At 73.2% G+C, this 23820-nt stretch carries 16 protein-coding genes; 11 read left to right on the plus strand and 5 right to left on the minus strand.

The window, feature by feature from the left end:
- Positions 1-11: 11 nt before the first annotated feature.
- From AB0F58_RS17170 to AB0F58_RS17180, 3 genes are all read left to right on the plus strand, one after another.
- A complete protein-coding gene (locus AB0F58_RS17170; RefSeq protein ID WP_357143395.1) occupies positions 12-9785 on the plus strand; it encodes an RHS repeat-associated core domain-containing protein in 9774 nt (3257 codons plus the stop codon).
- Between the two features lie 61 nt (positions 9786-9846).
- Positions 9847-10290 (plus strand): hypothetical protein, encoded by a 444-nt coding sequence (locus AB0F58_RS17175; RefSeq protein ID WP_357143397.1) that lies wholly within the window; start codon positions 9847-9849, stop codon positions 10288-10290.
- Positions 10290-11762, plus strand: a complete 1473-nt coding sequence (locus AB0F58_RS17180) for a hypothetical protein (protein ID WP_357143399.1) — start codon at positions 10290-10292, stop codon at positions 11760-11762. Before AB0F58_RS17175 ends, AB0F58_RS17180 begins: the two co-directional genes overlap by 1 nt.
- A gap of 60 nt (positions 11763-11822) precedes the next feature.
- Here AB0F58_RS17180 and AB0F58_RS17185 read toward each other — a convergent pair whose 3' ends face one another.
- From AB0F58_RS17185 to AB0F58_RS17200, 4 genes are all read right to left on the minus strand, one after another.
- Positions 11823-12563, minus strand: coding sequence for a tyrosine-protein phosphatase (locus tag AB0F58_RS17185; RefSeq protein WP_357143401.1), 741 nt, complete (start codon positions 12561-12563; stop codon positions 11823-11825).
- 53 nt (positions 12564-12616) lie between these two features.
- A complete protein-coding gene (locus AB0F58_RS17190) occupies positions 12617-13075 on the minus strand; it encodes a PRC-barrel domain containing protein (protein WP_357143403.1) in 459 nt (152 codons plus the stop codon).
- Between the two features lie 185 nt (positions 13076-13260).
- Complete coding sequence (locus AB0F58_RS17195; RefSeq protein ID WP_357143405.1) at positions 13261-13791, minus strand: carboxymuconolactone decarboxylase family protein; 531 nt, start codon at positions 13789-13791, stop codon at positions 13261-13263.
- Between the two features lie 3 nt (positions 13792-13794).
- On the minus strand, positions 13795-14349 hold the full coding sequence (locus tag AB0F58_RS17200; protein ID WP_357143407.1) for a peroxiredoxin: 555 nt from the start codon (positions 14347-14349) through the stop codon (positions 13795-13797).
- 340 nt (positions 14350-14689) lie between these two features.
- On the opposite strand from AB0F58_RS17200, the gene cimA reads away from it, so the two are divergent.
- Complete coding sequence (cimA, locus tag AB0F58_RS17205; protein WP_357143409.1) at positions 14690-16270, plus strand: citramalate synthase; 1581 nt, start codon at positions 14690-14692, stop codon at positions 16268-16270.
- Positions 16271-16375: 105 nt separating this feature from the next.
- Here the strand turns inward: cimA and AB0F58_RS17210 are convergent, their stop codons facing one another.
- Entirely contained in the window at positions 16376-17317 is a 942-nt protein-coding gene (locus tag AB0F58_RS17210; protein WP_357143784.1) for an endonuclease/exonuclease/phosphatase family protein, read from the minus strand.
- A gap of 387 nt (positions 17318-17704) precedes the next feature.
- On the opposite strand from AB0F58_RS17210, the gene AB0F58_RS17215 reads away from it, so the two are divergent.
- The 7 genes from AB0F58_RS17215 (at position 17705) to AB0F58_RS17245 (ending at position 23796) form a co-directional block, all read left to right on the plus strand.
- On the plus strand, positions 17705-18205 hold the full coding sequence (locus AB0F58_RS17215; RefSeq protein WP_357143411.1) for a hypothetical protein: 501 nt from the start codon (positions 17705-17707) through the stop codon (positions 18203-18205).
- Positions 18206-18391: 186 nt separating this feature from the next.
- Complete coding sequence (locus AB0F58_RS17220) at positions 18392-19441, plus strand: MoxR family ATPase (protein ID WP_357143413.1); 1050 nt, start codon at positions 18392-18394, stop codon at positions 19439-19441.
- Positions 19442-19458: 17 nt separating this feature from the next.
- The gene (locus AB0F58_RS17225; protein WP_357143415.1) at positions 19459-20526 is read left to right on the plus strand and encodes a DUF58 domain-containing protein; all 1068 of its coding nucleotides are present in this window, start codon (positions 19459-19461) and stop codon (positions 20524-20526) included.
- Positions 20523-21482 (plus strand): VWA domain-containing protein, encoded by a 960-nt coding sequence (locus AB0F58_RS17230; RefSeq protein WP_357143417.1) that lies wholly within the window; start codon positions 20523-20525, stop codon positions 21480-21482. Before AB0F58_RS17225 ends, AB0F58_RS17230 begins: the two co-directional genes overlap by 4 nt.
- A 215-nt stretch (positions 21483-21697) precedes the next feature.
- Complete coding sequence (locus tag AB0F58_RS17235) at positions 21698-22564, plus strand: trypsin-like peptidase domain-containing protein (RefSeq protein WP_357143419.1); 867 nt, start codon at positions 21698-21700, stop codon at positions 22562-22564.
- Between the two features lie 143 nt (positions 22565-22707).
- The gene (gene arfB, locus AB0F58_RS17240; protein ID WP_357143421.1) at positions 22708-23133 is read left to right on the plus strand and encodes an alternative ribosome rescue aminoacyl-tRNA hydrolase ArfB; all 426 of its coding nucleotides are present in this window, start codon (positions 22708-22710) and stop codon (positions 23131-23133) included.
- 48 nt (positions 23134-23181) lie between these two features.
- Entirely contained in the window at positions 23182-23796 is a 615-nt protein-coding gene (locus AB0F58_RS17245; RefSeq protein ID WP_357143423.1) for a GNAT family protein, read from the plus strand.
- The last annotated feature ends 24 nt before the right edge of the window (positions 23797-23820 follow it).

The raw sequence follows: 23820 nt of genomic DNA on the forward strand, positions 1-23820 counted from the left end.
AGGGAGTCAGCATGTCGGGACCGCTCGGCCACCGCACGATCCGCTCCAGGTTCTGGGCCGGCCCCCGGCTCCGGCTCACCTCCGTCGCCGTGGCCCTCGTGGTGCTGCTGCCGCTCGCCGTCCGGGCGGACCTGCCGGCGCTGACCCCCGCCTCGGTCTCCTGCGACGGGATCGGCTGGGCGTACGACGCCGCCGGGCAGCTGGTCGGCGTGCAGGACCAGGCCAACCGGACGGCCCGGTACGCCTACGACGCGGTCGGCAACCCCACCTCGGTCACCAACGAGGGCACCCCGGACCTGGCCGTGCTGTCGTTCGTGCCGGTCACCGCCCCGGTCGGCGCGACGGTCACCGTCGAGGGGGGCTGCTTCTCCGACGTGCCCGCCGAGAACACGGTGCGGTTCAACGGCGTGCCGGCCACCGTCACCGAGGCCAGCGGACGCCGCCTGACGGTCGCCGTCCCCACCGGCGCGACCACCGGCCCGGTGACCGTGCAGGTCGGCGAGGACACCGCCGCCAGTTCGCAGAGCTTCGTGGTCGCCGGCCCGGACACCTCCGCGCCCACCATCACCGGGGTGTCCCCGACCGTCGTCACGCCCGGCACCCCGGTCGCCGTCACCGGCACCGGCTTCGCCACCGCCGTGGCCGACAACGGCCTGACCGTCAACCGCACCCGGGTCGCCGTCTCCACGGCCGCCACCGGCAGCCTGACCCTGGAGACGCCGACCGGGGCCGCCTCGGGCCGGGTCACCGTCCGCACCCGGTACGGCAGCGTGTCCAGCGGCGCGGACCTCTTCGTGGCCCCGCCCCCGTTCGCCGCCACGGACGTCGCCTACACCGGTCGGGCCGCGCTCGGGGTGGCGACGACCGTCACCATCCCGACCGGCGGCGACCTCGGGCTGCTCCTCTTCGACCTGGCCGAGGGCCAGCAGGCCAGCGTGAACCTGGCCGACGGCACGTTCGGCTCGTGCGGCATCTCCAGCGCGAAGGTGCTCGACCCGTTCGGGCGGACCGTCGCTTCGCTGGGCTGCGTCGGCGCGACCGGGTTCCTGGACACCGTCCGGGCCCGCAGTGCCGGCACGTACACGCTGGTGCTGGCCGCGGCCGGGGCGAGCACCGGATCGATCGCGGCGACCGTCACGGAGGTGCCGGCGGACGCCACCGCGAGCACCACGCCGGGCGGGGACGCGGTCACCGTGACCACCACCGTGCCGGGCCAGAACGCCACGGTCACCTTCCCGGGCAGCACCGGGCAGCGGGTCTCCGTCCAGGTCAACGACGGCACCTACGGCACGTACGACGCGACGGTCTCACTGCGCCGGCCCGGCGGGGGCACCGTGACCTCGAACAGTTCCTGCGGTACGTCCTGCTACTTCGACACGACCGTGCTGTCCACCGAGGGCACCTGGACCGTCCACATCGACCCCGAACTGGCGAGGACCGGCAAGCTGACCGTCCGGGTGCACGAGGTGCCGGCGGATCCGACGGCGTCGGTGACGCCGGGGGGTGTGCCGGTGACGGTGACGACGACGGTGCCGGGGCAGAACTCGTCGGTCAGTTTTGCCGGTGGCGCGGGTCAGCGGGTGTCGGTGCAGGTGACCGGTGGGACGTACGGGACGTACAACGCGTCGGGGATCGTGCGGAAGCCGGACGGGACGAACCTGACCGGCAGCCTGTACTGCGGCGCCTCGTGCTTCTTCGACGCGGTCACCCTCCCGGTGGCCGGCACGTACACCCTCGCCCTGAACCCGGACGCCACCTACACCGGCGCGGTCACCGTGCAGGTGCACGAGGTGCCGGCGGATCCGACGGCGTCGGTGACGCCGGGGGGTGTGCCGGTGACGGTGACGACGACGGTGCCGGGGCAGAACTCGTCGGTGACGTTCGCGGGCGTGGCGGGTCAGCGGGTGTCGGTGCAGGTGACCGGTGGGACGTACGGGACGTACAACGCGTCGGGGATCGTGCGGAAGCCGGACGGGACGAACCTGACCAGCAGCCTGTACTGCGGCGGCTCGTGCTTCTTCGACGCCGTGGTACTGCCCGTCGACGGCACGTACACCCTCGCCCTGAACCCGGACAGCACCTACGTCGGAAAGGTCACCGTGCAGGTGCACGCGGTGCCGGCGGACCACGCGGTGACCGCCACCCCGGGCGGCGCGGCGGTCACCGTCACCACCACCGTGCCCGGCCAGAACGGCGTGGTCTCCTTCGCCGGCACCGCCGGGCAGCGGATCTCCGTCGAGTTCAGCGGTGGCACGTACGGCACGTACAACGCGTCGGGGATCGTGCGGAAGCCGGACGGCACCAACCTGACCGGCAGCGCGTACTGCGGCGGGTCGTGCTTCTTCGACACGGTCACGTTGCCGGTCGACGGGACGTACTCCATCCCGGTCAACCCGGACACCACCTACACCGGCGGCGTGTCGGTCCGGGTCCACGACGTCCCGGCCGACGCCGCGGCCGCCACCACCCCGGGCGGCGCGGCGCGCACCCTGACCACCACGGTCCCCGGCCAGAACGGGGTGCTGTCGTTCCCCGGTACCGCCGGGCAGGCGGTCACCGTCCAGCTCACCAACGGCACCTACGGCACCTACGACGCGACGGTGTCGCTGCGCGCCCCGGACGGCAGCACCGTCGTCAGCAACACCTCCTGCGGCACGTCCTGCTCGTTCACGTCGGTGCCGCTGCCGGCGACCGGCACGTACACGGTGCTGGTCAACCCGGCCGGCACGAAGGTCGGCGCGATCACCGCCCAGGTGTACGACGTGCCGGGTGACGCCCTGGCGAGCACCACCCCCGGCGGCGCGGCGGTGTCGGTGACCACCACGGTGCCCGGCCAGAACGGGATCGTCTCGTTCCCGGCCACCGCCGGCCAGCGCGTCTCGGCGCAGCTGACCGGAGGCACGTACGGCGCGAACGAGGCGACGGTGACGTTGCGTCGGCCGGACGGCACGACGATCGTCTCGAACACCGGCTGCGGCGCCTCCTGTTTCCTCGACGCGGTGACCCTGCCGGTGGACGGCACGTACACCATCCTGGTCGACCCGAAGGGCACCGTCACCGGAACGATCACCGCGAAGGTCAACGCGGTGCCGGCGGACGCCGCGGTGACCGCCACCCCGGGTGGGGCGGCGGTGTCGGTGACCACCACCGTGCCCGGCCAGAACGGCGTGGTCTCCCTCGCCGGCACCGCCGGCCAGCGGATCGCGGTGCAGCTCAGCGCCGGCACGTACGGCGCGAACGAGGCGACGGTGACGTTGCGTCGGCCGGACGGCACCACGGTCGTCCAGAACACCGGCTGCGGCGCCTCCTGCCTGCTCGAGGTGGCGTCCCTGCCGGTCGGCGGCACGTACACCATCCTGGTCGACCCGAAGGACACGGCGATCGGCACCATCACCGCCCGGGTGTACGACGTGCCGGCCGACGCCGCCGCGTCCACCACCCCGGGTGGGGCGGCGGTCACCGTGACCACCACCGTGCCCGGCCAGAACGCGGTGGTGTCCTTCCCGGGCACCGCCGGGCAGGCGGTCACCGTCACCCTCGCCAACGGCACCTTCGGCTCGGCCGGGGCGACCGTCTCGCTGCGCGCCCCGGACGGCACCACCCTGGCCAGCAACTCCTCCTGCGCGGCGGGCTGCTCGTTCAGCTCGATCCGGCTCACCGCCACCGGCACGCACAGCGTCCACGTCAACCCCGCCGGGGTGGCGGTCGGCAGCATCGGCGTACAGGTCTACGACGTGCCGGTGGACGCGACCGTGTCCACCACGCCGGGCGGGCCGGCGGTGACCGTGACCACCACCGTGCCGGGCCAGAACGCGGTGATCTCGTTCCCCGGCACCGCCGGCCAGCGGGTGCTGGTGAACCTCACCGGCGGCACGTACGGCACGTACAACGCCTCGGGGATCGTGCGGAAGCCGGACGGCACCAACCTGACCGGCAGCCAGTACTGCGGCGCGTCCTGCCTCTTCGACACCACCGTGCTGCCGGTCGACGGGACGTACACGATCCTGCTGGATCCCAGCGGCACCTACACCGGCGCGATCACCGCCCAGGTGTACGACGTGCCGGCCGACGCCACCGTCACCGCGACCCCCGGTGGGGCGGCGGTGACCGTGACCACCACCGTGCCCGGCCAGAACGCGGTGGTGTCGTTCGCCGGCACCGCCGGCCAGCGGGTGCTGGTACAGGGCGCCGGCGGCACCTACGGCACGTACGACGCGTCGGCGCAACTGCGCAAGCCGGACGGCACGAACCTGGGCGGCAGCGTCTACTGCGGCGCGTCGTGTCTGGTCGACACCACCGTGCTGCCGGTCGACGGCACGTACACCATCGCCGTCAACCCGGCCGCCGCGAAGGTCGGCACGGTCAACCTGCGGGTGTACGACGTGCCGGCGGACGCCACCGCGAGCACCACGCCGGGCGGGGCGGCGGTCACCGTGGGCACCACCGTGCCGGGGCAGAACTCCTCGGTCACCTTCACCGGCACCACCGGCCAGCGGATCTCCGTCGAGGTGACCGGTGGCACGTACGGCACGTACAACGCGTCGGGGATCGTGCGGAAGCCGGACGGCACGAACCTGACCGGCAGCGCCTACTGCGGCGGGTCGTGCTTCTTCGACGTGGTGACGCTGCCGGTCGCCGGCACGTACACGCTGGCGGTGAACCCGGACGGCGCCTACACCGGCGCGGTGACGGTGACGGTCCACGACGTGCCGGCGGACGCCACCGCGTCCACCACGCCGGGCGGGTCGGCGGTGACCGTGACCACCACCGTGCCCGGCCAGAACGCGGTCGTCTCGTTCCCGGCCACCGCCGGTCAGCGGATCTCCGTGCAGGGCAGCGGCGGCACGTACGGCACGTACAACGCCTCGGGGATCGTGCGGAAGCCGGACGGCACGAACCTGACCGGCAGCGCGTACTGCGGCGGCTCCTGCTTCTTCGACCAGGTGCCCGCGCCGGTCACCGGCACGTACACCGTCCTGGTCAACCCGGAGACCACCTACCGGGGCGCGCTCACCGTGCGGGTGTACGACGTGCCGGCGGACGCCACCGCGAGCACCACGCCGGGCGGGGCGGCGGTCACCGTCGCCACCACCGTGCCGGGGCAGAACTCCTCGGTGACATTCGCCGGGACCGCCGGGCAGGTCGTCACCGTCGCGGCGACCGCCGGCACGTACGGCACGTACAACGCCACGGCCGTCGTGCGCCGGCCGGACGGCACCAACCAGACCAGCAGCAGCTACTGCGGCGGCTCCTGCACGTTCAGCTCGCTGACCCTGGCCACCACCGGGACGTACACCGTCTTCGTCAACCCGGAGACCACCTACACCGGTACGCTCACCGTCGAGGTGCGGCTGCCGGCGGCAGCCGCCGGCACCGGGGCTGCCACCGGGACCGGGGCGGCGACCACCACCCGGCCGGCGACACGGGCCCCGGCCGACCCGACCGAGAGTTGGCGGCCGGACCGGTTCAACCTGGCCGGCGAGGACTGGGAGAGCCACCGGGGCGACCCGGAGGCCAACCGGGAGCCGGGCCTGCGCGCTCCCGCCGGGACGACCGCGCTCACCGGGCAGGCCCTGCTGCTCAACGGCAGGCCGCTGGCCGACGTCACGCTCACCGTGGGGCGGCGGAGCACCCGGACCGACGCGACCGGGCGGTTCCTGCTCACCGGTCTCACCGCCGGACACCACGTGCTGGTGATCGAAGGGGCCACCGCGAGCCGTCCGGGACGGGAGTTCGGCCGGTTCGAGACCGGAGTCGACCTGACCGCCGGCGAGACCACCGAACTGTCGTACCCGATCTGGATGACCCGGTTGGACAGCGACCACAAGGTCCGGATCGCCTCGCCGACCCGGAAGAAGACGGTGGTCACCACGCCGGTCATCCCCGGCTTCGAGGTGCACCTGCCGGCCGGGACGGTGGTGAAGGACCGGGCCGGCAAGCCGGTGCGGGAGCTGTCGATCACCGCCCTGCCGGTGGACCAGCCGCCGTTCCCGCTGCCGGCCGGGGTCCGCACCCCGGTCTACTTCACCGTGCAGCCCGGCGGGTCGGTGGTCCTGCCCGAGGGGGCTCAGATCATCTACCCGAACACCCAGGGCCTCGCCCCGGGCGCCCGGCTGGACTTCTGGGACTACGACCCGACCCGCGCGCCGTGCACGCCGACGCCGGTGAAGTCGTACCCACGCAAGGCCAGCGCCCCGGCGAAGGTCCCCGCCGTCTGCGCGGTGACCGGCGCGGAGGCCGGCTGGTACATCTACGGCCGGGGCACGGTCAGCGCCGACGGGAAGCAGATCGTGCCCGACCCGGACGTGCGGGTCTGGGAGTTCACCGGGGCGATGTTCAACGGCAGCGGCAAGCGGCCCGCCGGCAGCGGCCCCGGTGAGGACGGCGACGAGGGCGGCGACCCGGTCGACCTGGGCAGCGGCCTGTTCGTCGACACCCACACCGACCTGGTGGTCGACGACGTCCTGCCTATCTCGATCACCCGCAGCTACCGGCAGAACGACACCCAGATGCGCGAGTTCGGCATCGGGACCAACTTCTCCTACGGGGTGTTCGTCCACTCGCGACAGGAGTACGTCGAGGCCGACCTGATCCTCCCGGACAGCGGCAAGGTGCACCTGGAGCGGATCAGCCCCGGCACCGGCTACACCGACGCGGTGTTCAAGGCCGTCGGCACCACCGGCCCGTTCCGGGACGCGCTGATGAGCTGGAACGGCGACGGCTGGGACCTGGTCCGCACCGACGGTATGACCTGGGTGTTCGGTGAGAACACCCCGCTCCAGTCGATCCGGGACCGGCACGGCAACCAGATCACGCTGACCCGCGCGAGCGGCGGGCAGGCCGGCGACATCACCCAGATCACCTCGCCGAACGGGCGCTGGATCAAGCTGTCCTACACCGGTGGCCGGATCAGTCGGGCGCAGGACAACGCCGGCCGGGCGGTGACCTACGCGTACGACACCGGCGGGCGACTGACCGGGGTGACCACGCCGGGCGGCCGGACCACCTCGTACACCTACGACAGCGCGCACCGGATGACCTCGGTCACCGACGCCCGGGGCATCACCTACCTGACCAACACGTACGACAGCGCCGGACGGGTGGCCAGCCAGGTCATGCCCGGCGGGGTGACGTACCAGTTCGCGTACACCACCGACACCGACGGGCGGATCACCAGGACCACCGTCACCGAGCCGGACGGCACGCTCCGGTCCACCAGCTTCGACGCCAACCGGCGGGTGGTCGCCGAGACCAGCCTGGTCGGCACGGCGCAGGAGCGAACCGCCAGCACCGTCCGGGACCCGTCCACCGGGCTGCCGACCGCCCTGGTCGACCCGCACGGCAAGCGCACCGAACTGGCGTACGGGCCGACCGGCGAGCTGACCTCGCTGACCGCCGACGCGGGCACCGCCGCCGCGCAGACCGCCACGGTGACCGCCGGTGGCCCGTACCGGCAGATCCGCACGGTCACCGACGCGCAGGGCCGGGTCACCTCCCTCACGCACGACGACCGGGGCAACACGGTCGCGGTGACCGACCCGGCCGGTCGCACCACGCGCTACACCTACAACGAGGCGGGGCAGGTCACCTCGGTCGCCGACCCGCTCGGCAACACCACCCGGTACACGTACGACCAGGGGGACCTGGTCGCGGTGACCGACCCGCTCGGCCGGACCACCCGCAGCTTCGTCGACGCGGCCGGGCGGACGGTCGCCACCACCGACCCGACCGGGGTGCTCACCCGGATCCAGTACGACCCGGACAACCACGTGCTCTCCGACGTGGACGGTCTCGGCCGGACCACCGCCTACGAGTACGACGGGAACGGCAACCTCACCAAGGTCACCGACGCCCGGGGCAACAGCACCCGGATCGAGTACGACAACCTCGACCGGGCGGTGAAGGTCACCGACCCGTTGGGCGCGACCGCGCAGCAGACGTACGACGTGCTCGACCGGATCGTCTCGCACACCGACCGGCGTGGGAAGACGACCGTCACCAGCTACGACCTGCTCGGCCGGACCACCCTCGTCGGGTACGGCGCCACCGCCGGCAACCAGTACGAGAGCACCAAGGGCTTCACGTACGACAGCGCCGACCGGCTCGCCTCGATCGTGGACTCGGCCGGTGGCACCCTCACCCTCGGCTACGACGACCGGGACCGGGTGACCAGCGTCGCCGGCCCCACCGGCACGGTCGGATACTCGTACGACGACGCCGGCCAGCGGACCGGGATGACCGTGCCGGGGCAGCCGGCCGTCGCCTACACGTACGACCCGGCCGGGCTGGTCGAGACGATCACCCAGGGCGGCCGTCAGGTGCGCTGGCACCGGGACGCCGCCGGCCGGGTCGAGCGGGTGGACCAGGCCGGGGTCACCGCCCGCTACGGCTACGACGCCGCCTCGCAACTGGTCAGCATGGCGTACCAGACCAGCGGCGGGGTTCCGGTCGGCCAACTCGGCTACCGGTACGACGGCAACGGGCGGGTGGTCGACCAGACCGGCAGCCTCGCCTCGGTCACCGTCCCGGGCACCGCCCCGACCAGCGCGTACGACGCGGCGAACCGGCTGACCAGCCGGGGCGGCCGGAGCTTCACGTACGACGCCGAAGGGAACCTCACCGGCGACGGCGTACTCGGCTACACCTGGAACGCCCGGGGCGAGCTGACCGGGGTGACCGGTCCCGGAGTGACCGCCGCGTTCGGCTACGACGCGAACGGCCGGCGGACCAGCCGGACCGCCGGCCCCACGACCACCACGTTCCTCTACGACGAGGCGAACCTGGTGCAGGAGAAGGTCGGCGGTAGGGTGACCGCCGACCGGCTCGTCGCCGGCCTGGACCAGACCCTGGTCCGCACCGACCCCGGTGGCAGCCGGGTGCCGGTCACCGACGCGCTGGGCAGCGTCCTCGGTCTGGTCGACGCCGGCGACGGCACGATCACCACCCGGTACTCCTACGACCCGTTCGGCGCGGTCACCGCCAGCGGGGCGGCCAGCGGCAACACCCAGCAGTTCACCGGCCGGGAGTACGACGCCGACACCGGGCTGCTGTACAACCGGGCCCGCTACCACAGCCCGGAGACCGGCCGGTTCATCAGCGAGGACCCGGCCGGGTTCGGCGGCGGCAGCGTCAACCTCTACCCGTACGCCCTGAACGACCCGGTCAACCTCTCCGACCCCAACGGCGACTGCCCGATCTGCGTACCGATCCTGATCGGAGCGTTGATGGGTGGCGCGATGGGGGTCGGTATGGGGGCCGCCGGGGCGGCGCTGAGCGGACGCAAGTACAGCCTCGGCGACGGCCTGCGGGACTTCGCCATCGGCGCGGCGATCGGCGGGCTGACCGGCGGTCTCGGGGCCGCGCTACGGGGTGCCGGCAGTGTCTGGAGGCTCAACCAGTTCGCCCGGGGTCGGGCGATCGAGAACTCGCTCGGTGGCGGGGCGGGGGCCTTCAAGAACTTCCCCACCATCGACAAGTTCGCCAACGGTGTCGCCACCAGCATCAAGAGCATGGACCTGGGGGCGAAGTCGTATCAGAACGCGAGCCGCGTCGCCAGCGTGGGCAAGGGCTACGTGGACAAGGTGGCCGGCTTCGCACCGAACGGGAGTTCGGTGACCCACGCCGGCATGAAGGTCGGCGGACCAGGGAACCCGGTCACCGGACGGGCGTTGGACCTCGCCGTGCCGCGTGGCGGCGGCAGCGCCGCCCAGCAACGCGCCCTCAACGACATCGTCCAGTACGGCGCGTCCAAGGGCGTGACCGTCCGGATCATTCCCATACGGTGAGTCACCGGGGCGTCCCGCTAGGCTCGTGCGGGACGCCCCTTCGAGAGCCGAGGAACAACCGATGACCACCTCCGCCGCGCTCGACCTGCGCCGGGGCCGCTACCTGGCCTGGTCCTCCTCCCTCGTCGTCGACGGCTATTGGGTCGCCAACGGCACCCACGAGGTCCTCGACGAAAGCGTGGACGACGAGAAGCTGGGCGAGACTCTGCGTCGGGTACTCGCCGCGTCGCGCACCGGCGTACCCAACCCGCCCCACAGTGGCGGACCGTCCCCGTTCGACCCGATGCTGGCCACGCTGGGTCTGCGCAGCTACTCGACCTTTCTGAAGGGCACCCGGCACGTCGACGTCGAGGCCGACGACGACACGGTCGTCCTGACCCCCACCCGTAACGGCGGCTCCCGGGAGGGTTTCGTCGGGCTGCCCGAGCAGGCCGTCCGGCTGACCGCGCCCGATTCGGCCGCGCTGGGGGCGGCGCTGCGGACCGCACTGGCCCGGAGCACCTGATGCCCGACCACCCGGCGGTGCGCCGGCGGGCGCTGCTCGGTGGCGGGGCGTTGGCGGCGGCGGCCACCGCCCTCGCCGCCTGCTCCTCGGTGGCCCGTACCCCGGACCGACCGGCGACCCCGCGAGGGTCGACCCTGCCGGACATCCAGTTCGACGTGGCCCGGTACAGCGCGCCGGAGCAGTCGTCGCCGACCGGCGGCCCGTTCACCATGCCGCCGGTGCACACCGTCTACCTCACCGCCGCGCTGAGCCGCCCGCCCGGCCCGGCCGACCAGCGGGAACTGGCCCGGGTCCTCGACGAACTGGAGTCGCGGTACGAGTTCGGCGCGGCCGGCCTGATGACGTTCGTCTCGTACGGGCTGCCCTACTTCCGGCGGCTGCCCGGCGACCTGGTCGGCGCGCACCTGCCCCGGCTGCTCGCCGACCCGACCCGGTCGGTGCTGGAGGAGGCGGTGCCCGGCCCCACCGACGTGCACCCCGACCACCCCGGCGTCACCAAGCAGCGGTTCACCGTGCCGGTCCGGATCGAGACGAACGACCTGCTCTTCACCTTCCGCAGCGACCGGGCCACCACCATCCAGGACGTGCTGGCCTGGTTCGGCGGCAGCGGGAAGCTGGCGGGGGAGCCGGTGCCGTCGCCGGCCTTCGCCGGGCTGCTGACGGTCACCTCGACCCGGCACATGTTCACCCAGGTCGGCCTGCCCCGCTCGGTCGCCGAGCAGAACCAGCTCCCGTACGCCCGGTTCATCCAGCGCGACTCACCGATGTGGATGGGCTTCTCCGACCAGCAGACCAACGCCTCCGGGCCGCCGGCGATCTGCACCTTCGCCGGCACCGACGCGGCCCGGCTGACCACCGCCACGCCGGGCGACTACCTGGACAACGGCAGCGTCCAGCACCTCTCGCACGTCATCCTCGACATGCTCCAGTTCTACGACATGGCGACGGCGACCACGCCGCCCAGCGAGAACGGCAGCTTCGTCAAGCGGGTGCAGTACATGTTCCACGCCCCGGCGGTGCACCCCGGCAACGCCGACCAGCTCACCGACGGCGGTGGCCCGTCCTTCCTGCCGGCGGAGAACCGGGGTCCGGACTACGCCGAGCGCACCGCCCGGGGGATCGGCCTGCCGGCCGGCGAGCGTCGGATGGGCCACCTGTCGACCCTGCAACGCACCTCGCGGGCGGCCGACGGCACACCGATGCACCTGCGCATCGACGGCCCCGGCTTCGACGCGATGGACGTGCCGGACGGCAGCAGCCAGCCGAAGCTGCACTTCAGCGTCTTCGTCCCGACCGCCGACTTCTTCGCCGGCATGCGGCGCAGCCAGGCGTCGGTGGACCTGGCCCGCAAGCACCGGGTCGCCGAGCAGGACAACGGGCTGGAGCGGTTCCTCACCTGCACCCGACGGCAGAACTTCCTCGTCCCGCCCCGCCGGCACCGGGCCTTCCCGCTGGTCGAACTGGCCCGCTGAGGTGCCGGGAGGGGACCTTCCGCAGGAGCGTCCCCTCCCGACACCGGGGGCCGCGCCGGCTCAGCCGAGCAGGTGGGCCCGGAGCGCCGCCAGCTGCGCGTCGGTCAGCCCGGCGTGCCGGAGGTACCCCTCGACCGACCCGTGCCGTGCGCGCAACTCGTCGAGGAAGAGCGGCATCACCTCGGTCGGCGAGGCGAGGAACGGCGCGGGCGGGTCGGCCGCCTCCGGCGTGCTCGCCACGAGCCAGGCGCTGAACCGGGCCGACGCCTCGGTGCTCAGCGCGTAGTCCGCCGCGATGTCCGCGTCGCTCACCCCGAGCGCCGACAGGGTCAGCGCGCAGACGATGCCGGTGCGGTCCTTGCCGGCCACGCAGTGCACCACGACCGGGGCGTTCTCGGCGTCGGCGATCAGTCCGACCGCCTCACCCAGCCCGGCCGCGCCGGTGGTGGCCAGTTCGACGTACCGGTTCACCAGGAAGTGGGCCAGGCTGGTCGTCGGGTCGTACATCTGCTCGGCCCAGGACCGGTGTTCCGGATGGATGTTGCGGTAGCTGAGCCCGTCGTACGCCGGTACCCGGCCGTCGCGGGTCACCTCGGACGGCCGCCGCAGGTCGATCACCGTCCGGACGCCGAGCGCGGCGAACGCCGCCCGGTCGGTCCGGTCGACCCGGTGCAGGGAGTCGGAACGGTAGAGCCGTCCCCACCGGACGGTGCGTCCGTCGTGGCCCCGGTAGCCACCGACGTCGCGGAAGTTGAACATCGCGGAGAACGGGATGCGTCGATTCGCTCCAGGGGTGTCCACCCGGACACGGTAACGGCCGGCGGGGCGGAACCCCACCGGCCGTCACGTCGTGGTCACCGACCGGCGGTGCCCGGTGGCACGGGGGCGTACGTGTCGTCGTAGTAGCCGCCCAGCCGGTCCCGGTACGCCGGGTCGGTGTCGGCCTCGTCGTACTCCGGGGCGGCCTTGACCTGGTCGCGGGTCCGGTCGACGAAGACCGTGCGGGCGTCGTGCTCGACGTGGTTGACCGTGCCGGCCGGGAGCATCACCTTCCGGCCGAAGATCCACGGGCCGGTGTCCACCACCAGGTAGCTGGCGTTGACCTCGTGGCTCGCCTCGTCGATCTTCCCGATCGAACCGTCGGTCGCCTCGACCCGGTAGCCGGTCAGGTCGGCGTCGGTGACTCCGGCCTCGTCCCGGTAGCGCCAGGGGTCGAAGGTGCCGGCGGGCGCGCCGCCCGCGAAACCGCCCTGCCCGTCGTCGGTCACGGGCTTCGGCGAGGCGTGCGCCGCGCCCGGATCGAGCCTGTCCATCGGACCGCCCTCCTGCCTCGACTGCGTCGTATCGGGGATGCTGTCCCGTCAGGGCTCTTCGTACCCTCCGGTCGCGGTCGCACACCTGACCGGAGGCCGGTCGTGGTCGGCCGGGTGCCCCGGTGCGACGCGACCGGGGCCGTCGGTCGGACGGCCCCGGTCGTGGTCCGCCGGCGGGTGCGGCGTCAGGCCAGCGCGGCCTCGGCGTCGAGGGCCACCGCGGCGGCGTGCACCACGGCGGCGATCCGCAGTCCCTCGTGCACCTGCTCGCGGGTGAACCCGGCTCCGCGCAGGGTCTTCTCGTGCGACTCCAGGCACACCCCGCACCCGGTGATCGCCGAGACCGCCAGGCACCAGAGTTCGAAGTCGCCCTTGTCCACCCCGGGCCGGGCGATGATCTGCATCCGCAGCCGGGCCGGCATCGAGCCGTACGACTCGTCGCCGATCAGGTGCTTGGACCGGTAGTAGATGTTGTTCATCGCCATGATGGTGGCCGCGCCCTTGGCCGCCTCGACCGCCTCGGGCTTGAGGTGGTCGGTCGCCCCGGCCGCGATCTCCCGCAGCACCACCGGGTTCCGGGCGGCCACCGCGCAGGCCAGCGCGGTGCCCCAGACCTGGACCGGGCTCAGCGTCGAGGTGCCGACGGTCGACCCGAGGTTGAGCTTGATGTCCTTGGCGTACTCGGGCAGAGCCGCCTTGATCACGTCGAGGCCCATCGGTCAGGCTCCGGCCATCAACCTGGTGGCGTCCAGGGTGTCGCCGCCCTTGTTCCAGTTGCACGGGCAGAGCTCGTCGGTCTGCAGGGCGTCGAGCACCCGCAGCACCTCGGAGACGTTCCGGCCCACGGAGCCGGCGGTGACCATGGCGAACTGGATCTCGTTGTTCGGGTCGACGATGAAGGTGGCGCGCTGGGCGACGCCGTCCTCGCCGAGCACACCGCAGGCCTCGGTCAGCTCGCGCTTGATGTCACTGAGCATCGGGAAGGGCAGCTCGCGCAGGTCCGGGTGGTCCTTGCGCCAGGCGTAGTGGACGAACTCGTTGTCGATGGAGACGCCGAGGACCTGGGCGTCGCGGTCGGCGAACTCACCGTTCAGTCGGCCGAACTCGGCGATCTCGGTGGGGCAGATGAAGGTGAAGTCCTTCGGCCAGAAGAACACGACCCGCCACTGGCCCTGGTACGACTTGTGGTGGATCGTCTCGAACGCCTTGTCCGCCTCCAGGGAGACGCAGGCGGTGAGTTCGTACTCCGGGAAGCTGTCACCGACGGTGAGCACAGGTCCTCCTTGACGAGCGGCACGAGGCCGTAACTGGACTGGTTCAAGATATGCCGCAGCGTCGCGAGGGGTGGATGGTGGCCGGGTGGGTTGTGAAGTTGATCACCGAATGGGCGTTCCGGCCCCGCTCCGGCCGGTGGTGTGCCACGTGACACTCCGCCACCGGGCTTCCCATGATGTGGATTTTGCCTCCCATATCCGGGTCGCGGGTGGCACAGTACGGATCGTGACCAGCACCGCCCTGATTATTGGCACCTAGCGCGCCGGCAACCCTCCGCCGAGCGCGCAGACCTCCCGCACCCCGCGGGGGGTCTTTTTGTTGGTGCCGGAAAGGTCTCCCATGACGTACCAGGTCTACGACACGACGTTGCGCGACGGTGCCCAGCGCGAGGGAATCAGCTACTCGGTGGTGGACAAGCTCGCCGTGGCCCGGCTGCTCGACGAGTTCGGTGTCGGCTTCATCGAGGGTGGCTGGCCGGGCGCGGTGCCCAAGGACACCGAGTTCTTCCGCCGGGCCGGTAGCGAACTCGCCCTGCGCCACGCGCTGCTGGTCGCGTTCGGCGCCACCCGCCGGGCCGGGGTCGCGGTCGCCGACGACCCGCAGGTGCGCGCCCTGCTCGACGCCGAGACCCCGGCGATCGCGCTGGTGGCCAAGGCGGACCTGCGGCACGTCGAGCGGGCGCTGCGGACCACCCCGGCCGAGAACCTCGCCATGATCCGGGACACGGTGGCCCACCTGGTCGCCGAGGGCCGTCGGGTCTTCGTGGACGGCGAGCACTTCTTCGACGGCTACCGCTCAGACCCGGCGTACGGGGCGGCGGTGGTGGAGACCGCGCTCGGCGCCGGAGCCGAGGTGATGGTGCTCTGCGACACCAACGGCGGCATGCTCCCCTCCCAGGTGACCGCCGCCATCACCGACCTGACCGCGCGCACCGGCGTCGGCCCGGAGCGGCTCGGCATCCACTGCCAGAACGACACCGCCTGCGCGGTCGCCAACACCGTCGCCGCCGTCGAGGCCGGGGTGCGCCACTTCCAGGGCACCGCCAACGGCTACGGCGAGCGCCCCGGCAACGCCGACCTCTTCGCGGTCGTCGCCAACCTCCAGCTCAAGCTCGGGATCCCCGTCCTACCGGACGGGTGCCTCGAGCAGATGGTGCGCGTCTCGCACGCCATCGCCGAGATCGCCAACATCGCCCCCGACACCCACCAGGCGTACGTCGGGGCCGCGGCCTTCGCCCACAAGGCGGGGCTGCACGCGAGCGCGATCAAGGTGGATCCGCTGCTCTACAACCACGTGGACCCCGCAGTGGTGGGGAACGACATGCGGATCCTGGTCACCGAGATGGCCGGCCGGGCCAGCATCGAACTCAAGAGCCGTGAGCTCGGGCTCGACCTGGCCGGCCGTCCGGAGACGCTGTCCCGGGTCACCAACCGGGTCAAGGAACTGGAGGCCGGCGGCTGGTCGTTCGAGGCCGCGGACGCCTCCTTCGAGCTGCTGGTCCGTTCCGAGCTGCCCGACCGCGCCCCGGCGAAGCCGTTCGCTCTGGAGTCGTACCGGGTGATCGTGGAGCACCGGGAGGACGGCGCGGTGGTCTCCGAGGCGACCGTGAAGATCCGGGTACGCGGCGAGCGGGTGATCGCCACGGCCGAGGGGAACGGCCCGGTGAACGCCCTGGACGAGGCGCTGCGGGTCGGGCTGACCCGGCACTACCCGGAGCTGCGCGGCTTCGGGCTGGCCGACTACAAGGTCCGCATCCTGGAGGGGAGCCAGGGCACCGGCGCGGTCACCCGGGTGCTGGTGGAGACCGCCGGCGCGGGTCGGGACTGGACCACCGTCGGCGTGCACCCGAACGTCGTCGAGGCGAGCTGGCACGCCCTGGTCGACGCCCTCACCTACGGCCTCGACCGCGCCCACGTCTGACCCGTCCCGTCCCGCCGCGCACGCCCTCGCCCTGGCCCGCGAGCCGCACGCGCCAGGCGCGGGCCGGGGGCGGTGCGCTGCGCCCACAGGGGGCGGTGCGTCGGGTCACGTGGTGCGGCTGGGCAGGCGGAGTTCGGCCAGGACGGTGCGGTGGTCGCTGCCCGGCAGCGCGCGCACCGTCACCGCGTGGACCGCGATCCGCCGGTCGACCAGCACGTGGTCGATGGTGACCGGCGGGATCGGGTCGCCGTCGTACGGCCCCCAGGTGCCGGTCAGCCCGGCCCCGACCGCGTCCGCCGCGTCGACGTACCCGGTGGCGAGGAGATCCCGCAGGAGGGCGTGGTCCAGGGTGGCGTTGAAGTCCCCGGCGAGGACGGACAACTGCCCGTCCGGGGTGGCCGGGGGCTGGGCCGCGAGGTCGGTCCGCCAGTCCGGCACCACCGACGGGGAGTGCGGGGCCGCCGGGTGCGCCGACTCGACCCGTACCGGGGGCGCGCCGGGCACGACGAGGGTCCCGTACGCCTGGCTGAAGCCGAAGCCGACGTTGCGCCGGATCCCGACGAGGGTGAGCGGGAAGCGCGCGTAGAGCCCGGAGCCGGTGGTGCCCACCTCGGGGTTGAGCTGCCGGTACGGCAGCAGCCCGGCCAGGCCGAGCCGGTCGAGTTCGGCCTGTGCGTCGGGGGTGAACTCCTGCACCGCCAGCAGGTCCACCCGCTCGGCCCGGACCAGGTCGACCAGCCGCCCGGCGTCGCCCGCGCCGGCCAGCAGGTTGGCGGTGAGCACCCGCAGGGTCGGCCCGTCGGCGGCCGGCTGGTCGGTGGGGATGGCCCGGGGCGCGACCACGGCCACCAGGGCCAGCGCGGTCAGGGCCGCGACCAGGGCGGGGCCGCGCCGCCGCAGGGCGAGCGCCAGCACCAGGGGCAGCACGGCCCAGCCCGCCACGTACGGCGTGAAGGCCACCGCCTGCACCAGCGCGCCCCGTTCCAGGCCGGCCAGGCGGACGGCGGCGAAGGCGAGCCCCGGCGCGACGGCGAGCCAGCAGAGCACGGTGCGGTGGCGTCGCGCCCCGGTCGTCGGTGGGTCCTCGACGCGTACGGTCACCCCGACACGCTAGCCGTCCCGGTCCGGGGCCCGCCGCCGCAGGTCTTCGTGAATGATTCTTCGATTCGCCGGCTGCGCTGACGGGAGTGGACTGGAAGTTCCGTAAACTGTGATCAAGCATTGACTCAGCACATTCTTTGGTGCTACTTTCCTGTGTGGTTATAGCCGACACTCTCCGTAGTTTGGCCAGCTCAGCACGGGTGCAAAATCGAGGAATTTTGCTCAGTCGGAATGCCTGACGGCATTTTCTCCGGCCTGCTGATCCGGCAACAATCCGTTCCGTAAATAGCGGAGCGGTTCCACTCTCCTCGCTCGAAGCAAGGGAGATCTGTCATGGCCACACTGTTCTCACGTAAGGCGGTCGCGGTGACTCTCGCCGTGTTGGGGCTGACCCTGGCCGGAGGGGGGATCGCCGCCGCCCAGCCGACCGAGGCCACCGGCGGTCAGCCGACGGCGGTTCGGCAGGGCGGTCAGCCGCCGCTGGCGCCGGAGTCGGCCCGGGTGGCGCGGGAGGCGCTGAAGCAGGACACCGGAGCCCTCGCCACCACCGTCTCCTTCGCCGTCGTCCACTCGAACGGGGTGCTGGCCAGGGGGCAGGACGTGGCCCTGGTGCGGCGGTACGGCGCCGGGCAGTACGAGGTGATCTTCAACCGGGTCGTCTCGCGCGGCGCCTACATCGCCACCATCGGCGACTCCGGCAACTGCTGCATCCCGCCGAGTGGGCTGATCTCGGTGGCGCCCCGGCTGGACACCCCGAACGGGGTCTTCATCCAGACCCGTACCTACAGCGGCACCGCCGCCGACCGCCCCTTCCACCTGCACGTGGCGGGCTGACCCGCGTGGCGTCGTCGGGTGGTCGGTGAACCGGCCACCCGACCGGCGTCGTCGCCCGGGGCGACCCCGCCAGCCGCCGGGGATCGGACGCGGCGGGACGGAAGGCGTCCCGTTGCGGCGGGAAAGGGTGGGTTAGCGGCTGAAATTCCGACGTTTGTCGTGGTGGTGCTCCGGGAAGCAAGCACCGTGACGGACATCTCGGACACCTTGGCCAGCGTGCCCACCCCGGACGATCCCGGCGCGCCCGACGTCGAGTGGGAACAGATCCTCCACGAGGTCAAACGTGTGATCGTCGGGCAGGACCGACTCGTCGAGCGCCTGCTCACCGCCCTCGTGGCGGGGGGACACTGCCTGCTCGAGGGCGTGCCCGGCGTGGCCAAGACCCTCGCCGCGCAGACCCTCGCCACCGTGGTCGGCGGCACCTTCTCCCGGATCCAGTTCACGCCCGACCTGGTCCCCTCGGACATCGTCGGCACCCGGATCTACCGGGCCTCCCAGGAGACCTTCGACGTCGAACCGGGCCCGATCATGGCCAACCTGGTCCTCGCCGACGAGATCAACCGGGCGCCGGCCAAGGTGCAGTCGGCGCTGTTGGAGGCGATGGCCGAGCGGCAGGTGTCCATCGGCGGACGCAGCTTCCGGGTACCCGATCCGTTCCTGGTGCTCGCCACCCAGAACCCGATCGAGTCCGAGGGCGTGTACCCGCTCCCCGAGGCGCAGCGGGACCGCTTCCTGATGAAGGTGGTGGTCGACTACCCGGACGCCGCCGAGGAGCTGGCCATCCTCTACCGGATGAGCACCGACCGGCCCCGTCCCCGCCGGGTGCTGGACCCGCGTCGGCTGCGCGCCCTCCAGGCACGGGCCCGGGACGTCTACGTGCACCACGCCCTCGCCGAGTACGTGGTCCGGCTCATCCTCGCCACCCGCGATCCGGGGCGTTTCGGCCTGGCCGGACTCGCCCCCATGCTCGCCTACGGCGCGAGCCCCCGCGCCACCCTCGGACTGGTCGCCGCCGCTCGGGCCCAGGCCCTGCTGCGCGGTCGCGAGTACGTCATCCCCGAGGACGTCCGAGAACTGGCGGTGGACGTGCTCGCTCACCGGCTGGTGCTCTCCTTCGACGCGGTCGCCGACGGGGTGTCCGCCGAGGCGCTGGTCCACCGGCTCGTCGAGGCCGTACCCCCGCCCCGGATCGCCCCCGGCCGGCGACCGGTCACGCCCGACCTGGCGGCGGCATGAGGGTCCGCCGCCCGCCGATGCCGGCGCATCCCGCGCAGCGCGACCCGGGACTGGCCGACCTGACCCCGGACCAGCGACTGCGCCAGCTGGAACTGACCGTCACCCGCCGGCTCGACGGACTGCTGCACGGCCAGCACCGGGGCCTGCTTCCCGGACCGGGCAGCGAGGCCGCCGGCAGCCGGGAGTACCGGCCCGGCGAGGACGAGGTACGCCGGATGGACTGGGCGGTCACCGCCCGCACCGCCGTGCCGCACGTACGGGAGGTCGACGCCGACCGGGAACTGACCACCTGGCTGCTGGTGGACGCCAGTCCGAGCATGGACTTCGGCACCGCCGACCTGGACAAGCGGGAACTGGCGGTGGCGGCCGTCGCGGCGGTCGGCTTCCTCACCGCCGGCTCCGGCAACCGGCTCGGCGCCCAGGTGCTCACCCGGGACGGGGTGCGCCGGTTTCCCGCCCGGAGCGGACGTCAACACCTGGTGAACCTGCTCCGCACCCTGCTCACCGCCCCGCGCGGCGACCGGGACGACGAGCCGGTCCCGGCCGGCGCCCCGGCCGCTGCCGGGGACCTCGTCACCGGGCTGCCGGTCGTCCCGGCGGCGGACGACCCGCCGTCGCTGGCCGGGGCGCTGGCCACGGTGCACCGCCTCGCCCCGCGTCGGGGGCTGGTCGTGGTCGTCTCCGACTTCCTCGACGCCCTCCCCGACGACCCGTGGGCCGAGGCCGGGTGGGAACCGCAGCTGCGCCGGCTCGCCGTCCGACACCAGGTGCTCGCCGTCGAGGTGACCGACCCGCGTGAGCTGGAACTCCCGGACGTCGGGCTGATCACCCTGGTGGACCCGGAAACCGGTCGGCGTCGCGAGGTGTGGACGGGCGACCCGGTGCTGCGGGACCGGTTCGCCCGGGCGGCGACCGCCCAACGGGAGCAGGTGCGCCGGGTACTGCGTCGGTGCGGGGCGGCGCACCTGGCGCTGCGGACCGACCGGGACTGGGTCGCGGACATCGTCCGGCACGTGCACGCCCAGCGTCGGCTGGCTCTCGCCCCGGCCGGTCGCGGTGTCCCGATCCGGGGAGGTGGCGCGTGATCTGGCAGTCCCCGGTCCGGCTCTGGCTGCTGCTCGGCGTGCTCGGGCTGCTGGCGGCGTACCTGCTGGCGCAGCGCCGGCACAGCCGCTACGCCGTACGGTTCACGAACCTTCGCCTGCTCGACCGGGTCGCGCCGCAGCGGCCGACCTGGCGGCGGCACCTGCCGGCCGGGCTCTTCCTGGTCATGCTGGCGCTGCTGGTGGTCGGATTCGCCCGGCCGACCGCCGAGGTCCGGGTGCCCCGGGAACGGGCCACCGTGATGGTGGCGGTGGACGTGTCCACCTCGATGCTCGCCACGGACGTCGACCCGGACCGGTTGACCGCCGCGAAGCAGGCGGCCCGGCGCTTCGTCGACGGTCTGCCCGACGAGTTCAACGTCGGGCTGGTCGCCTTCGCCGGCAGCGCCGCCGTGCTGGTTCCGCCGAGCATCGACCGGGAGGCCCTGCACGAGGGGATCGAACGGCTGGTCGAGGGGGCCACCGGGGTCCAGGGCACCGCCATCGGTGAGGCGATCAACACCTCCCTCGGCGCGGTCCGGGCGCTGGACAGCCAGGCGGCGAAGGACCCGCCGCCGGCCCGGATCATCCTCCTCTCCGACGGGGCGAACACCTCGGGCAAGGACCCGATCGAGGCGGCCGGCGACGCGGTGTCCGCCAAGGTGCCGGTGCACACCATCTCGTTCGGCACCCCGAGTGGGTTCGTGGACCGGGGCGGACGGCCGATCCAGGTGCCGGTCGACGGGCAGACCCTGCGGGCGGTCGCCGAGGAGACCGGCGGCGGCTTCCACGAGGCGACCACGAGTGACGAGCTGCGCGCCGTCTACGAGGACATCGGCACCTCGGTCGGGTACCGGACGGTGCGACAGGACGTGTCGGCACGGTTCATCGGGTTCGGGCTGCTCCTCGCCATGGGCGCGGCGGCCGGGTCGATGCGGTGGTTCTCCCGCCTGCCCTGACCGGGCGGCATCCCCGGCGGCAGCGCCCGGACCGGAGGACCGGGTGGCACCGGCGGCGGCAGCGCCGGCGGGTGGAAGCGCCGGCGGGTGGAAGCGCCGGCGGGTGGAAGCGCCGGCGGGTGGAAGCGCCGGCGGGTGGAAGCGGGCGGCACCCACGGCGGGCGGCCGGTGGGCGGACGGACGGCAGGAGCGGACTTCACGTGAGGAGCGGACGTATGGCGGTGCAGACCGGACTCGGCGAGCCGCGCGGACCCTGGTTCGTCTCACCCGAACTGGACCCGGACGGGCGGGGCCGTGGTGACGTACCGGCGGCCGGTCCGGACCGTCCCGGCCCGCTCGGCCCGGGACGGCTGCTCGTCGCCGCGGCGGCGGTGGTGGCCCTCTCCACCGCGGCCGGCGCGGTGGCCGGCGGCTGGGTGGCCAACCTGGACGAGTTGACCGAGCCGTCGGCGGCCTCGGCCGCGCCGGTCCCGGCGGAACTGGTCACCGCCGCCGAGCGCACCGTGCCGGGCGTGGTGTCGGTCCTGGTCGGCAACGGTCGGGGCCGGGGTGCGACCGGCTCGGGGTTCGCCGTGGACGACCAGCAGCACATCATCACCAACGATCACATCCTGGCCCGGGGCGGCGGGACGACGGTGGCCGTGGAACTGCCCGACGGCCGTCGCGTCCCGGCCGAGGTGGTCGGCCGGGAGCCGCGCAGCGACCTGGCGGTGCTCCGGGTGCCGGCGTCGGCCGGGTTGGCCCCGTTGCCGCTGGCGAAACCGGGCTCGACCCGGGTCGGCGAGCCGGTGCTGGCCGTCGGCTCTCCGCTCGGCCTCTCCGGCACCGTCACCGCCGGCATCGTCAGCGCCCTGGACCGCCAGGTGCAGCTGGGCGAGAACCGGCACACGGCGGTGCAGACCGACGCCTCGATCAACCCGGGGAACTCGGGCGGACCGCTGGTCAACGCCCGGGGCGAGGTGGTCGGGGTGAACACCGCGATCGCCACCATCGACGGCAACGGCTCGATCGGCATCGGTTTCGCCATCCCGATCGACCAGGTCCAGCAGACCGCCGACACGATCATCGGCCGGGGCGGCTGACCGTGGCCGCGCGACAGGCCGCGCGACAGGTCGCACGGCCACCGCCAGCGGCGGTCGTCGCCGGGTGGAGCGGGTGGCCGGCCGGGCAGGGCCGACCCGAAACTGGCGGGCGGTCCCGCCGGCCCGACGACTAGCCTCGGGGCATGGACGACGGACTACGGGTGACGGACCGGCTGACGGTGCCCGGCGGGGAGCTGCGGGAACGGTTCTCCCGGTCGTCCGGGCCGGGCGGCCAGGGCGTCAACACCACGGACTCCCGGGTCGAGTTGAGCTTCGACCTCGCCGCCTCGCCGAGTCTCCCGTCGCACCTGCGTGAGCGGGCCCTCCAACGGCTCGCCGGTCGGCTGGTCGACGGGGTCCTCACCGTCGCCGCCAGCGAACACCGGGCGCAACTGGCCAACCGCGAGGCGGCCCGGGAACGGATGGCGGCGCTGCTGCGCGAGGCGGTCGCCGCGCCGCCGCCGCCCCGCCGACCGACCCGCCCGTCGCGGGGGGCGAAGCAGCGCCGCCTGGACGAGAAGAAGCGCCGCTCGCAGACCAAACGCAACCGCCGGGTCGACGGCGACTGACCGGGAAACCTGGTTGGCCGGCGGTACGGGGGCGGCGAGGATCAGCGGATGCAGATTGATCCAGCGTCCGCCGCGCCCGAGCGTCGCCCCGACTTCGCCGCCAAGCCCACCCTGACCGGGGAGCGCGTGCTGCTGCGCCCCTTCCTCGACGACGACCTGCCCGCGCTGCGGACGGCGCTGGCCGATCCGGAGGTGGTCCGGCTGACCGGCAGCACCGGCGTCGCGCACGACGAGGAGGGGCTGCGCCGGTGGTACGCCGGCCGCAACGCGCAGACCGACCGGCTCGACCTGGCGGTGGTGGACCGCGCGACCGGAGCGTGTGTCGGCGAGGTGGTGCTCAACCAGTGGGACGCGCACAATCGCAGCTGCAATTTCCGCACCCTGATCGGTCCCGCTGGCCGGGACCGTGGCCTCGGCACCGAGGCGGTACGCCTCGTCGTCGGGCACGGCTTCGAGCGACTCGGCCTGCACCGGATATCGCTGGAGGTCTACCACCTCAACCCTCGGGCCCGCCGGGTGTACGAGAAGGTCGGGTTCGTCGCCGAGGGCGTGCTACGGGACGCGTTGCGGGACGGGGATCACTGGGTGGACGCGACGGTCATGTCCATCCTGGCCCCCGAGTGGACGGTGCACCGGGGCCACCCGGAGCGGATCGGGCGTTGAGTGGCGGAGAGGTTTCTGATGGAA

Origin of the sequence: Micromonospora sp. NPDC023956, from assembly GCF_040639195.1 — a bacterium.
Classification (GTDB): Bacteria; Actinomycetota; Actinomycetes; order Mycobacteriales; family Micromonosporaceae; genus Micromonospora.

Excerpts from the sequence above, each read along its gene's own strand:
- AB0F58_RS17195 (WP_357143405.1), bottom strand. The coding sequence starts at position 13,791 with ATGGGCCTCGACGTGATCAAGGCGGCTCTGCCCGAGTACGCCAAGGAC.
- AB0F58_RS17190 (WP_357143403.1), bottom strand. The coding sequence starts at position 13,075 with ATGGACAGGCTCGATCCGGGCGCGGCGCACGCCTCGCCGAAGCCCGTG.
- AB0F58_RS17170 (WP_357143395.1), top strand. The coding sequence starts at position 12 with ATGTCGGGACCGCTCGGCCACCGCACGATCCGCTCCAGGTTCTGGGCC.
- cimA (WP_357143409.1), top strand. The coding sequence starts at position 14,690 with ATGACGTACCAGGTCTACGACACGACGTTGCGCGACGGTGCCCAGCGC.
- AB0F58_RS17215 (WP_357143411.1), top strand. The coding sequence starts at position 17,705 with ATGGCCACACTGTTCTCACGTAAGGCGGTCGCGGTGACTCTCGCCGTG.
- AB0F58_RS17175 (WP_357143397.1), top strand. The coding sequence starts at position 9,847 with ATGACCACCTCCGCCGCGCTCGACCTGCGCCGGGGCCGCTACCTGGCC.
- AB0F58_RS17180 (WP_357143399.1), top strand. The coding sequence starts at position 10,290 with ATGCCCGACCACCCGGCGGTGCGCCGGCGGGCGCTGCTCGGTGGCGGG.
- arfB (WP_357143421.1), top strand. The coding sequence starts at position 22,708 with ATGGACGACGGACTACGGGTGACGGACCGGCTGACGGTGCCCGGCGGG.
- AB0F58_RS17235 (WP_357143419.1), top strand. The coding sequence starts at position 21,698 with ATGGCGGTGCAGACCGGACTCGGCGAGCCGCGCGGACCCTGGTTCGTC.
- AB0F58_RS17225 (WP_357143415.1), top strand. The coding sequence starts at position 19,459 with ATGCCGGCGCATCCCGCGCAGCGCGACCCGGGACTGGCCGACCTGACC.
- AB0F58_RS17245 (WP_357143423.1), top strand. The coding sequence starts at position 23,182 with ATGCAGATTGATCCAGCGTCCGCCGCGCCCGAGCGTCGCCCCGACTTC.